Origin of the sequence: Emcibacter nanhaiensis, assembly GCF_006385175.1 — a bacterium.
Classification (GTDB): domain Bacteria; phylum Pseudomonadota; class Alphaproteobacteria; order Sphingomonadales; family Emcibacteraceae; genus Emcibacter; species Emcibacter nanhaiensis.
The window spans coordinates 107,691-120,288 of the sequence record NZ_VFIY01000018.1; the positions used below are offsets into that span (position 1 = coordinate 107,691).

14 protein-coding genes and 1 tRNA gene are annotated in these 12,598 nt (G+C 57.4%); 11 read left to right on the forward strand and 4 right to left on the reverse strand.

Annotation, left to right across the window (positions count from 1 at the left end):
* Positions 1–56: 56 nt before the first annotated feature.
* Positions 57–638, reverse strand: a complete 582-nt coding sequence (gene sodB / locus FIV46_RS14575; RefSeq protein ID WP_139941664.1) for a superoxide dismutase [Fe] — start codon at positions 636–638, stop codon at positions 57–59.
* A 396-nt stretch (positions 639–1,034) separates the two neighbouring features.
* Between sodB and FIV46_RS14580 the strand changes: the two genes are divergently transcribed.
* The 5 genes from FIV46_RS14580 to FIV46_RS14600 all read left to right on the forward strand — a co-directional run bounded on the left by FIV46_RS14580 (position 1,035) and on the right by FIV46_RS14600 (position 5,718).
* On the forward strand, positions 1,035–1,931 hold the full coding sequence (locus FIV46_RS14580) for a DMT family transporter (RefSeq protein WP_139941665.1): 897 nt from the start codon (positions 1,035–1,037) through the stop codon (positions 1,929–1,931).
* 73 nt (positions 1,932–2,004) lie between these two features.
* Positions 2,005–2,919: a DMT family transporter gene (locus FIV46_RS14585; protein WP_139941666.1), complete on the forward strand. Its 915-nt coding sequence runs from the start codon at positions 2,005–2,007 to the stop codon at positions 2,917–2,919.
* Between the two features lie 127 nt (positions 2,920–3,046).
* Positions 3,047–3,988: a DMT family transporter gene (locus tag FIV46_RS14590; RefSeq protein ID WP_139941667.1), complete on the forward strand. Its 942-nt coding sequence runs from the start codon at positions 3,047–3,049 to the stop codon at positions 3,986–3,988.
* A complete protein-coding gene (locus tag FIV46_RS14595; RefSeq protein ID WP_139941668.1) occupies positions 3,985–4,878 on the forward strand; it encodes a DMT family transporter in 894 nt (297 codons plus the stop codon). The genes FIV46_RS14590 and FIV46_RS14595 overlap by 4 nt, the downstream gene beginning before the upstream one ends.
* A 72-nt stretch (positions 4,879–4,950) precedes the next feature.
* Positions 4,951–5,718 carry a 3-hydroxyacyl-CoA dehydrogenase gene (locus tag FIV46_RS14600; RefSeq protein ID WP_139941669.1) on the forward strand — a complete coding sequence of 256 codons (768 nt, stop codon included), beginning with the start codon at positions 4,951–4,953 and terminating at the stop codon, positions 5,716–5,718.
* Between the two features lie 79 nt (positions 5,719–5,797).
* Here the strand turns inward: FIV46_RS14600 and FIV46_RS14605 are convergent, their stop codons facing one another.
* From FIV46_RS14605 to FIV46_RS14615, 3 genes are all read right to left on the reverse strand, one after another.
* Positions 5,798–6,634 carry a universal stress protein gene (locus FIV46_RS14605; protein WP_139941670.1) on the reverse strand — a complete coding sequence of 279 codons (837 nt, stop codon included), beginning with the start codon at positions 6,632–6,634 and terminating at the stop codon, positions 5,798–5,800.
* Between the two features lie 121 nt (positions 6,635–6,755).
* The gene (locus FIV46_RS14610; protein WP_181163300.1) at positions 6,756–7,043 is read right to left on the reverse strand and encodes a 4a-hydroxytetrahydrobiopterin dehydratase; all 288 of its coding nucleotides are present in this window, start codon (positions 7,041–7,043) and stop codon (positions 6,756–6,758) included.
* Positions 7,027–7,749, reverse strand: a complete 723-nt coding sequence (locus FIV46_RS14615) for an NAD-dependent deacylase (protein ID WP_139941672.1) — start codon at positions 7,747–7,749, stop codon at positions 7,027–7,029. The genes FIV46_RS14610 and FIV46_RS14615 overlap by 17 nt, the downstream gene beginning before the upstream one ends.
* A gap of 86 nt (positions 7,750–7,835) precedes the next feature.
* On the opposite strand from FIV46_RS14615, the gene FIV46_RS14620 reads away from it, so the two are divergent.
* The 6 genes from FIV46_RS14620 (at position 7,836) to FIV46_RS14645 (ending at position 12,593) form a co-directional block, all read left to right on the forward strand.
* A complete protein-coding gene (locus FIV46_RS14620) occupies positions 7,836–8,330 on the forward strand; it encodes a low molecular weight protein-tyrosine-phosphatase (RefSeq protein ID WP_139941673.1) in 495 nt (164 codons plus the stop codon).
* A 142-nt stretch (positions 8,331–8,472) separates the two neighbouring features.
* On the forward strand, positions 8,473–9,228 hold the full coding sequence (locus FIV46_RS14625; protein WP_139941674.1) for a Bax inhibitor-1/YccA family protein: 756 nt from the start codon (positions 8,473–8,475) through the stop codon (positions 9,226–9,228).
* A gap of 150 nt (positions 9,229–9,378) precedes the next feature.
* A tRNA-Arg gene (locus FIV46_RS14630) sits at positions 9,379–9,455 on the forward strand.
* Positions 9,456–9,603: 148 nt separating this feature from the next.
* Positions 9,604–10,908, forward strand: a complete 1,305-nt coding sequence (locus FIV46_RS18225; protein WP_219846143.1) for a DJ-1/PfpI family protein — start codon at positions 9,604–9,606, stop codon at positions 10,906–10,908.
* A gap of 302 nt (positions 10,909–11,210) precedes the next feature.
* Entirely contained in the window at positions 11,211–11,969 is a 759-nt protein-coding gene (locus FIV46_RS14640; RefSeq protein ID WP_181163254.1) for a substrate-binding periplasmic protein, read from the forward strand.
* A gap of 180 nt (positions 11,970–12,149) precedes the next feature.
* Complete coding sequence (locus FIV46_RS14645; RefSeq protein WP_139941676.1) at positions 12,150–12,593, forward strand: group II truncated hemoglobin; 444 nt, start codon at positions 12,150–12,152, stop codon at positions 12,591–12,593.
* Positions 12,594–12,598: the final 5 nt, after the last annotated feature.

A 12,598-nucleotide genomic window follows, 5' to 3' on the forward strand; every position in this document is an offset into this window, starting at 1 on the left:
AAATAAAAAAAGCCGGACCATAAGGCCCGGCTTTCCTGTCCTGAGACGACTGGCTGTTAGCCGAAGTTCTTGGCGACAAAGTCCCAGTTCACCAGGGCCCAGAAGGCTTTCAGGTAATCCGGGCGCACGTTGCGGTAATCGATGTAATAGGCATGCTCCCACACGTCGCAGGTGAGAAGCGGGGTGACGCTATCGTCGGTCAGCGGGGTGGCGGCATTGGAGGTGTTGACGATGTCGAGGGACCCGTCAGCTTTCTTCACCAGCCAGGTCCAGCCGGAGCCGAAGTTGTTCACGGCGCTGTCGGTGAATTTGGCCTGGAACTCCTCGAAAGAACCAAACGCGGCGTTGATGGCGTCCGCCAGGGCGCCGGTCGGGGCGCCGCCGCCGTTGGGGCTCAGGCCGTTCCAGTAGAAGGTGTGGTTCCAGACCTGGGCCGCGTTATTGAACACGCCGCCGCTGGAGGCCTTGACAATCTCTTCCAGCGACTTGCCGGCGAGCTCGGTGCCTTCAATCAGGCCGTTCAGTTTGACCACATAGGTGTTGTGGTGCTTGCCGTAATGATATTCCAGGGTTTCCTTGGAAATATGCGGCTCCAGCGCATTCATGTCATACGGCAGTGCAGGCAGTTCAATAGTCATCTCTTTTCTCCAGTTTTTACAATATACCCTTAATTCAAATTCTGTTTTCGGCGCGCAAAAAGGCCCCGCAGACCCCCGCGGGTCTGTTTGTCCCTCATCATCGTACTTTACCGGTCAGGGGCCGAGACGGCCCGCTGAGTGGGTGGAAAGATACTTTATCCATCCACTGTGACAGTCCTGTGATCGGGAAGACTTTCCCCAGGACCTTTACGCCACACATATAGGGCCTTCCGCAGCTGCGAACAAGGTGGAAAATGGATTTTTTATAGAAAAAACTTTAAAATGAAGCGCCGACGGCATATTTCCCCTTGGCGCAGCGCAGCAATTACCCCATAGTGAACAAAAGGCAAAGCAATAGGGCCGCTGTTCGGCGGTCCGCCGAGATGGAATCCTTTCGTGTCCGCAGGCAACCTGACCGCAAACAGACTTGGACTGGCCATGGCCTATATGGCGGGCTATTCCCTGTGTTATGCCCTGCTGTGGGCCATCGTGCGCCATCTGTCGGAAGAGCTGCATCCGTTCCAGCTGGTGTTTTTCCGCACCGTGCTCGGGTTCCTGTTCATCCTGCCGGCGCTGAGGCGAATAGACACCTCCAAACTCAAAATAATTCCGCGCCCGCTCTATTTTTTCCGCGCCATTTTCAACATCACCTCGGTGTTCGGCGCCTTTTATGCAGTGAGCCACATTCCGCTGGCCGATGCCGTCGCCTACAGCTACCTGGCGCCGATCTTCGCCACCCTCCTCGCTGCCCTGTTCCTCGGCGAGAAGTTCCGGCTCGCCCGGCTGCTGGCCGTCCTCTGCGCCTTTGCCGGCATGCTGGTGCTGCTCCGGCCCGGCTTCCAGGAACTTGGCCCCGGGGTCATCGGCGCCCTGGTCAGCGCGCTGTGCTTCGCCGCCACCATGACCTGTGTGAAAAAACTGACCGGCGAGGACCCGCCGTCGGTGGTGACCTTCTACGGCTTTGCCCTTGGCACCCCGATCAGCCTGGTGGTCGCCCTGTTCTTCTGGCAATGGCCGACCGCGCTGCAATGGCCGCTGATCCTGGTGCTCGGCGTCTGTTCCGTGACCGCCCATATCTGCATGGCCCGGGCCTTTTCCCTGGCGGAGATGACGGCGGTCATGCCGGTGGATTTCACCCGCCTGATCTTTGCCTCTCTGATCGGAATCACCCTGTTCGGCGACCCGTTCGATATCTTCACCTGGATCGGGGCGGCCATGATCCTGAGCAGTTCGGTCTATGTGGCCTACCGGGAAAACCGCAAGGGAAAAAAGCCGGAAGTCTCCACATCATAGCTTTTGACAAGTCCCGTCACCGGAACTAACTTATTGCCATGCCACCCTGTTTTCCCACGACCCGGATCCTGCCATGACGACCGTGCTGCCACAAAAAAACAACTTCATGATTGGCGCCGCCTATATGCTGACCGCCTCGGTCAGCTTTGCCATCCTGGGGGGATTGGTGCGGGAATTGTCCGCCGATATGCATCCGTTCGTGATCGTCTTCTGGCGCACCGCCCTCGCCCTGGTGATCCTGGTTCCGATCCTGTGGGGCAGCGGCAGCCTCCGGGACCTGAAAAGCAAACGGCTCGGCCTGCAATTCCTTAACGGCGCCTTTTTCGGCTTTATGCTGCTCGCCAATTTTTACGCCCTGAGCACCATTCCGCTGGCGGACACCGTCTCCTACAGCTTTGCCGCCCCGATTTTCACCACCATCTGCGCCGCCATTTTCCTGGGGGAAAAAATCCGCCTGCCCCGAATCATGGCGATCATTTTCGGCTTCATCGGCATGCTGGTTCTGCTCCAACCCGGCGTCCAGCCCCTGAGCCTGGGGGTCATCGCTGCCCTGTCCTGCGCTGTCGCCATTTCCATCAGCGTCACCCTGGTTCGCGTTCTCGCCCGGACGGAAAAACCGCAGGTCATCACCTTCTACGCCCTGGTGCTTACCCTGCCCGCCAACCTGGTTTTCGCCCTGCCGGTCTGGAGCTGGCCGAGCCGGGACAACCTGCTGCTGGTGCTCGTGATGGGAGTTCTGGCCGCCATCATCCAGTTGTGCTTCAGCAAGGCCATTGCCGAGGCCGAAGCCAGCGCCATGATGCCGCTGGATTATACCCGGCTGGTGTTTTCCGCCCTGATCGGTTATTTCTTTTTCGATGAACAGCCGCAGCTCAACACCTATGTCGGCGCTGTTATTATTATGGCCAGTGTGCTCTATGCCGCCCACCGGGAACGACTTGAAGCCAGGCGAAAAAAAGAGAAGCCTGCTCCCGCCCCTACGGCATAGGCGGCTTATCGGGAAAGTCGACAGGCGAGGAAGTCCGATTTCCCGCCTTCATTGCTTTTGACAAGTTACAATAGAACATCTAACTTGTTGCCGTGCCACCCCGTTTTCCCGTTACCCGGATCTATTCATGAGTGCTGTGCCCCAACAGAAAAACAATGTTATGCTCGGTTCCGCCTATATGCTTATCGGAGCCTTTAGCTTTTCCCTCGTCGGGGGTGTGGTGCGGGAACTGTCCACGGATATTCATCCCTTCATGCTGGTGTTCTGGCGCACCTCTATTGCCCTTGTCATCCTGTTGCCGATCCTGTGGACCAGCGGCAGCCTCCGGAACCTGAAGACCAAACGGTTCGGTCTGCATTTTTTGCGCGGCGCCATCTCCAGCTTTACCCTGATCGCCAATTTCTATGCGTTCAGCGCTATTCCGCTGGCCGAAGCCGTCTCCTACAGCTTCGCCGCGCCGATCTTCACCACCATCACTGCCGTCATCTTCCTGAAGGAAAAAATCCGTCTGCCCCGGATACTGGCAGTGATTTTCGGCTTCATCGGCATGCTGGTCCTGCTGCAGCCCGGCTATCAGCCTATCAACCTGGGGGTCATCGCCGCCCTGTCCGCCGCCGTTGCCATTGCCTTTACCATCGTTCTGGTCCGCGTCCTCGCGCGCACGGAAAAACCCCAGGTCATCACTTTTTATTCCCTGGTTTGCACCCTGCCCGCAAGTTTGATTTTCGCGCTGCCGGTCTGGAGCTGGCCCAGTTGGGACAACCTGCTGCTGGTGTTGGCGCTTGGCGTTCTCGCGGCCGTCACCCAGTTAAGCCTCAGCAAGGCTATTTCCGAGGCCGAAGCCAGCGCCCTGATGCCGCTGGACTTCACCCGGCTGATCTTTTCCGCCCTGATCGGCTATTTCTTTTTCGCCGAACAGCCGGAACTCAATACCTATGTGGGTGCTGTCATCATCATGGCCAGCGTGCTCTATGCCGCCCATCGGGAACGGCTCAATGCCAAACGGGAGAAAGGCCAGGTTCCACCAACTGCTGAAGCAACGGTTAAACCCGGAGGGGATGCTCTGTGACGGTCATTCCCCCGCGGCCGACAAACAATCTGCACGGCATCCTGTTCATGATCGCCGGCGGCCTGTGCATGTCCTTCAACAGCATTTTCATCCGTAATGCCGGCCTCAATCTCGGCCTGTTCGAGGTGGTCATGCTGCGCTCCCTGGTGATCGTCTTTATCGCCATCACCCTGTCCCGGCATTTCAGTTTCGACAACTTCAAGGTCAAGCAACCCAAACTGATCGCCGCCCGCAGCGTCCTGATGTGCATTATCGTATTGGCAAACTTTTCCGCCATCATGTACCTGCCGCTGGTCACCGTCACCTCGATCCAGTTTACCCGGCCGCTGTTCCTTGTCGTGCTTGCCGCCATCTTCCTTGGCGAAGCGGTGCGCCTGCCTCGCACCCTGGCAACGATTGTCGGCTTTATCGGGGTGGTGATCATCCTGCGTCCGGGTAGCGACATCCACTGGGCCATGACCTTCCTGCTGGTCGGCACCCTGGCGTCCAGCTTCAATTCCATTGTCACCAAGAAACTGACCCGCTTTGACAAACCCAGTCTGATGATGGTCTACAGCAACCTGACGGTCACCGCCATGTGTACGCCCATGGCCCTGTACAACTGGGTCACGCCGGGCTGGCTGGATATCTTCTGGGTCCTGGGCATTGGCATTCTGTCCACCGGCACCCAGTATTTTATCATCCGCGCCTATGACAAGGGCGAAGCCACCGTGGTCGCCCCGTTCGACTATATCAAGATTATTTTCATCGCCCTGATCGGCTATTTCGTCTTTGCAGAACTCCCCGACACCTATACCTGGATCGGCGCCTTCATCATTGTCGGGGCAACCATGTTTATCGCGTGGCGCGAAGCCAGACTGAAGAAAAAAACACAGGCGGAAACGGCCTAAAATATCAGCTCGACATTCCCCGGCACATCCGCTATATGTTACCCGACAGTAACATCAGCAAAGAGGGATACCATGGATATTCAAGGCAAAGTCGCCGTCGTCACCGGCGCAGCTTCCGGTCTGGGCGACGCCACGGCGCGGGCACTGGCTGCCGCGGGCGCCAAAGTGGCCATTTTCGATCTCAACAAGGAAGGCGGTGAAAAAGTTGCCGGCGACATCGGCGGCGCATTTTTCGAGGTAAACGTCACCTCCGAAGACAGCGTCACAACTGCTCTGGACGGCGTTGAGGAGAAACTCGGCGCTGCGCCCCGCATTCTGGTAAACTGCGCCGGCATCGCCCCGGCCCAGAAAACCGTGGGCAAGGAAAATGCCCCCCATGACTTTGACCTCTACAAGAAGGTCCTGGAAGTGAACCTGTTCGGCACCTTCAACACCGTGCGTCTGGCCGCGGCCCGCATGGCCGCCCAGGAGCCTCTGGAAGGTTCTGAACGCGGCGTAATCGTCAACACCGCCTCGATTGCCGCTTTTGACGGCCAGATCGGCCAGGTCGCCTATGCCTCTTCCAAGGCGGCCATTGCCGGCATGACCCTGCCGATCGCCCGCGACCTCAGCAAGCTGGGCATCCGCATCTGCACCATCGCCCCGGGCATTTTCGGCACGCCGATGCTGCTCGGCCTGCCCCAGGAAGTTCAGGACAGCCTGGGCGCCAGCGTGCCCTACCCCAGCCGCCTCGGGAAACCGGAGGAATATGCCGCCCTGGCCAAACATATTGTGGAAAACCAGATGCTGAACGGCGAAACCATCCGCCTGGACGGCGCCCTGCGCATGGCCCCGAAATAAACGGCGCGTTAACTTCTAAGAAAAGTAACGTAAAGAAAAGGAGCCCCACGGGGCTCCTTATTGTTTTGGTGACTGTTTATCAGGTCTGCGGAGCTTCAGCCGCGCAGTTGATGACCATCACATCCCGGTTCAGGCGCTTGATAATTTTTTCGCTGGTATTGCCACGCATCGCCGCGCGCAGGCCTTTGCGGGACAGCGTCCCGATCACCACAATATCGGCGTCGATATCATCGGCCACCGTGGAGATGATTGTTGCCGGATCGCCCACCTGGATATGCATATTTTCCTGCTTGGTGTCGGTTTCACGCAACATCGCGCCCCGGTCAGGATAGTCCATGGTGTCCTCAAAGGCATTTACGGTATGTTTTTCCGCGCCATAGGCCTGGGCCATGACCTTGCTCACCTTGAGGATATTCTCGTTCAGCTCCACATATTTGGGGTTGTCCGTCTGCATATTGACGGCGCCCAGAATGGTTTTGCGACGCAGTTGGGAGGTCGGGTGAACGATCATTACCGGACAGGGCGCCACCCTGAGCAACGCCCAGCGGGCGGCCGACATATCGTTTTGATGTTCTTCCGTCGTATAATCGGACATGACAATCGCATCGATCCCATGGCGCTCCACCGCTCCCAGAACGGATTTCTGCCAATCTTCGGTCCAGTAGACTTCGGCGGTATAATTTATGCCATGTTTGTGCAGTGGCTTCACAAGGTTGGCAAACCAGTCGTTGTCGCAGTGGAATTCATGTTCGTGGCGGCCCAGCTTGTCCATTTCAACGGAAATAAACAGGTGGATATCGACACCGCCTTCGACAATGTCGTTCATGAGCTCGACACGGCGCAGGGCATATTGCACCTCCTCGGCCGGGTCAATAACAACAAGAACTTTGTGCAGTGCTTTTGTGGTTTCCGTCATAATTCCTCTTCCTTCTTTATTTCAGGCTTTGTTATTTTCATCATGCGGCATTCACCGTCGTCCGTAATTGATCCAGGCCAATTTACGCACTTTTTGGAAAAACTTATGTTACGCAGAAAACTCAGGCGGCCGCGTGGTTGATAAAGCGGGCCAGTTGTACGTCCTTCAGGGTCACGCCGCCGGCATCATGGGTCGTCAGAATAATTTCAACCCGGTTATACACATTGGCCCACTCCGGATGATGATCCATTTTTTCTGCATGGATCGCCACCCTGCTCATAAAACCGAAGGCTTCGGCGAAATCCTCGAATTTAAAGATCCGGTAGATGGCTTCCCGATCTTCAACTTTGTCCCAGCCGGGAAGTTCCCCCAGGGCTGCGCTTATTTCATTGTCATCCAGTTTCATGATGCGCCTCCGACAGTAGTTTTTCCACATACTGTGGCACAACTTCCGTCGCAGGGCCATAGTGGGTTTCGTCAAACAGGCTGAAGCCGTCGGAGGGCTCCCGGTTCAATTCGACCGTATGGGCGCCGGCATCCATCGCCGCCTGGACGAACCCGGCCGCGGGATAAACCGTCCCCGAGGTGCCGATCGAGATAAAAAGATCTGCTGTTTCAATGAATTGACCGATTTTGTTAAGATCAAACGGCATTTCACCAAACCAGACGATATGGGGACGCAAGCGGCCGCTCTTGCCACAGAGCGGACAGATCGCTTCTGTGGTCAGATCGTCCCACCAGTCCATCACTTCGCGACAAGAGGTACAGCGGACCTTGCCCAGTTCGCCATGCATGTGACAAAGGTGGCGTGACCCCGCCTTTTCATGCAGGTCGTCCACATTCTGGGTCACCAGCAACACCTCCCCGGGATAGTCCCGTTCGAGCCGGGCCAGGGCCAGATGAGCCGCATTGGGATTAACGCTTTTCACTGCGGAGCGCCGGAGATTATAAAACTCATGCACCATATCCGGATCCCGGGCAAAGGCTTCGGGCGTGGCAACCTGGGTCAGGTCATATTTTTCCCAGATCCCGCCTTTGTCACGAAAAGTATCCAGGCCGGACTCCGCTGAAACTCCGGCCCCTGTCAGAATGATAATCCGTTCAAAATGGGTCATATCGCCTCGATTTCTTGCGTTGTGTGACTACCCATCATATATAACAATGTGAAACTAATTGTATCATTTGAGGAAATTTCTGCGACATGCTGAGAGTATTGTTTGTGTGCATGGGAAATATCTGTCGCTCGCCCATGGCCGAAGGCGTCTTCCGCCACCAGGCCAACGCCGCCGGAATCCGGGACGGGCTTCTGCATCACCTGTTTATCGATTCCGCCGGCACCACCGGCTATCACACCGGGGAAAGCCCCGATCCCCGGGCGCAGCAGACCGCACTGAAATATGGCATCGACATCAGCGAGCTTCGCGCCCGGCAGGTGACCCGGCAGGATTTCGCCGATTTTGACTATCTGCTGGCCATGGACCGGGAGAACCTCAAGAACCTGCAGCGTATGGGCGACCCGGCCCACCACCACAAGGTGCGGCTGTTTATGGATTTTGCCGAAAATTGTCCCGGCATCACCGAGGTGGACGACCCTTATTACGGCGGCGCGGAAGGGTTCGAGCGGGTTTTTGACATCATCAACCGCGGCGCGGAAGGTTTTCTGAAATATCTGCAGGAAAATCACGACTTTAAGTAATGGATCCTGCCCCGGAACAGTGGACTGGAAATCGGACAATCCAGCGCCGGTTTCCCTTGAATTTTGCGCCCGCTGTGACAATATATGGCCCGTATCGAGTATGAATCAGGGATATGACTTTTAACAAAGGGACAAAATATCAATGGTAGATCGCAATACCCAATATTCTCCGACAGGCGTCCGGACAGCGGCAGAGATCGACGCCGGCCTGCGCAGCTATATGCTGACTGTCTACAATTACATGACCATTGCCCTGGCACTGACCGGGTTTGTGGCCCTCGGCGTGTTCCAGGTACCGGCACTGCAGGATCTTTTCTACCAGACCGCCATGGCACCGGACGGCAGCCGCATGCTTGTCGGCGTCACCGGCCTCGGCTATATCGCCATGTTCTCGCCGCTGGCCTTTGTCCTGGTGCTGAGCTTCGGCATCAACCGCATGCAGTCCTCTACGGCACAGCTGGTCTTCTGGGCCTTTGCCGCCGTCTTCGGGCTGTCGCTGTCCAATATTTTCCTGGTCTATTCCGGCACCAGCATCGCCCGCACCTTCTTTGTCACTGCCGCGGCCTTTGGCGGTCTGAGCCTCTATGGCTATACCACCAAAAAGAGCCTCAGTGCCTTCGGGTCCTTCCTGGTCATGGGCCTGTTCGGCCTGATCATCGCCATGCTGGTCAATATGTTCCTGCAGTCCACCATGATGCAGTTCGTGATCTCGGTAGCCGGGGTACTGATCTTTGCCGGCCTGACCGCCTATGACACCCAGAAGATCAAGCTGATGTATCTGGAAGACGATCATCCGGAACTGGCCCGCAAAAAGGCCATCATGGGCGCCCTGACCCTCTATCTGGATTTCATCAACCTGTTCATGTTCCTGCTGCGCTTCATGGGCAACCGGGAATAGGACAGGCAGAACAGGCATTCGAAACGGCCCCTTTGACGGGGCCGTTTTTACGTTGAGCGAGATTATGCGCATTTAGGCGTTGCGCTCGGGGAAATTTTCAACTAGTCTCCGGCCCATTCCGGCGCTCCCCTGCCGGTCCGATATGGCGAAGCACCCGTAGCTCAGCTGGATAGAGCGCTGCCCTCCGAAGGCAGAGGTCACAGGTTCGAATCCTGTCGGGTGCGCCAATCTTTTCAATAAGTTGAATATCTTTTGAAATTTCCCGAAAAATCGGCCATCCCCCCCCCCGCCGGGTCGGAGAGTGTCACCTTGTAGCCAGTTTCCTTTGACACCATCTTCGCTGCAGTTGTATACCGGCAACAAGGAGGCACAGACATGAACCGTCTTTTTCAGATCACCCCAAAACGCCGGTCCGGACCAGCTTTGTCCGCCTGCTTCGGCCTCCTCGCCATGGCGATTATACTTCCAGCGTCTGCCGGCAGCACGGGCGAATTCAAGGCCATTGATTTTGATCCCGCGCTAGAGGCCGCTGGAATGAACCTTGCAACCACGGACGGCAATCTGGACGCCGGTTTGCAGAAAAACGGCCTGCTGGATTCTGCCGAGATGGCTTTGATCGCGACGGTTCTCAACGACAAAGGCTACGACAGGTCGGCAACGGGTGGCGCCGATCACAAGACTGTCCTCGATGCCTACAGGCAGGCGCTGTCGTCCGCCAGCCGGGATGTGCAGCTCTTGACCGCCAAATACCCGGCCGCGGCAGAAATGGTGGCTGGTTATGTCATGATCGGCAATGACGGTTCCTTTGCCGCGATCAACGCCATGATGAGCAGATTTGGATCCCCGCTGGCCGGCGACTATACCCTTGCCCGAAGGCTTGGTCCCTGGTTCGGGCCCGAGGGAGATGCCGACGGGGACGGCGTGACCAACCGCATGGAATATAGCGCCTTTATCACCTCCGGACGAGAGGCGTATGTCAGGGCGGCGCTTGACCCGGAAACAAAACCCTCCGCCGCACAGGTTGCCGAGCTGGCGGGCAAAACCACCGTTCCGCAGGACGGGCGCAAAACCGTCGGCATCATCCTCTACCCCGGTTTCGAGGTTCTGGATGTCTATGGCCCCCTCGAGATGTGGAGCTATGTGAAGGAATTCAACGTGGTCCTGATCGCCGAGCAAGCCGGGCCGGTGAAATCCGGCCAGGGTACCACGACAATCGCGGACTATTCCTTCACTACTGCGCCCGACCTCGACATCATCATGGTGCCGGGCGGCTTCGGCACATTCAGCCAGCTTGAAAATGCGGCGCTTATGGACTTCCTGCGGACCCGGAATGAACAGACAGAAATCACGTCATCCGTCTGTACCGGCGCCGCGCTCCTCGCCCGGGCAGGTATCCTGAAAGGCCACAGGGCAACCACCAATAAACGTTTTTTCTCACTGGCAACGGATCAGGACGTAAGCGTGGACTGGGTGGTTGAAGCCCGCTGGGTTGAAAGCGGCAAGATGATCACCTCCTCAGGTGTTTCGGCGGGGACGGACATGGCGCTGGCCCTGATTGCCCGGCTTTATGGCGTGGACCGCGCACGAGGGATTGCCAGCGGAGTGGAATATCAATGGCAGGAAGATCCCTCCCTCGATCCCTTCGCCAAATTTGTCACAAAGCAGGGGACTGCCCCCTGAACCTGATGACGGTTTCTGGCCCGAAGACAAACATCTCGTGGATAAATGGGGGAAATGAACCAGCGCATTTATGGCGTAAACACCCGTCCGAAGGCAGAGGCCAGAGGTTCGTATCCTCTCGGTTGCGCCATCTTTTGAATAAGCCAGATATCCGGTCACCTCTCTCCATTCTTGCATTTTCATATCCGGTATGGCACCACTTATAGGGAGACGGCTGGCTGCCTGACGGCCCGCAAGTCTCCTGAAAGTTCCGTTTTGTAGTGCAGGGGAACAGGTGAATGCGGTTGAGGATGCGATTTTGGATGATCGCCTTTATGCTGATGCCAGTCGGCGCATTGGCGCAGGCTGACGACAAGACCGTTTCCAGTCAAAAGCCGGCTGTGGTTCGTACCATCGTGCTGGGCGCAGAGGACAGCTGGCCTCCCTTTTCCAATGCGGACGGCACTGGCCTGTCCAACAGCATTGTCCGGGAGGCCTTCGGCCTGCGCGGCATCAAGGTGCTTTTCCAGGTGGCGCCATACGCCCGCCTCCTGCGCATGACAGAGCAGGGGGAAATCGTCGGCCTGTTCAACGTCACAAAAGAGCCCTCGACTGAAAAAGTCTACCATTTCGGAAAGCAGCGCCTTTTTCGCGCCACCACCGGCTACTACTATCATGTGGGCCAGCCACTCAAGGCCGGGAACTTCCGCGAACTGGTCAACAACGAGCGCATAGGCCTGATGCTGGGCTATGAATATGGCCCCTTTATTCTCCAGAATGACAAGGTCCGCACCGTTCGGGTCAACAGCCAGGAAAATCTTGTACACATGCTGCAACGGGGCCGGCTGGATGCCGTCATTATGTTTGACGCCATTGCTGAAGTCGTGCTGGCAAAAACCCAGGCACAACAGGAAATCAGGCGCGCCTTTGACGGGGAGCATAGCGACATCTATGTGGCCTTCAGTCGCAAGCATCCGGAAGCCGGGATGCTGGCTGAGGAACTGGACGCCGGGCTCATCGCCCTGCGGGAATCCGGGCGGCTGGCGGAGATCCTGCGCGGGCAGGCCGAGATCGGAGACTAACCCGCCGCCCTGACGGCCCGGCCCGGTTCGTTGCCGCACAGCATATCGGGGGCCCGGGCGGACCCTGATCATTTCCTGCTCCTCCCCATCGTCTGCCCCCTGCCCTGATCCAGATCAATGCAATATAGCTGCATAATCAACTAGGTTGGGAGCCATAACAGAAAAAGGCAGACTTACAGGATGACGAACCCCGCAACCAAAGACAACAACAGCAACGCGCGAACCCCCGCCAAACCCCCCGCCAAAACCCCCTATGACATGCTTGGCGGCGATGAGGGTGTGCGCCGGCTGTGCAAGGCCTTCTACCGGATCATGGACACCTCCGACCAGACCCGGGAGCTGCGCGCCCTGCATGGCGAGGACCTGTCAGACATCGAGGAACTGCTGGGCGACTACCTCACCACCTGGCTTGGCGGCCCCCGCATCTGGATTGAGAAGAAAGGCGGCATGTGCCTGACCGGGGCCCACGCCCCCTTCAAGATCGGCCCCAAGGCCCGCGACCAGTGGCTGTATTGCATGGACGAGGCGCTCAGGGACATCGAGGCACCGAAGGAACTCCAGGTCATCCTCAAGGCTCCCTTGATCGGCATCGCCAACATGATCATGAACAGCGACGAAGATTAGGGAAG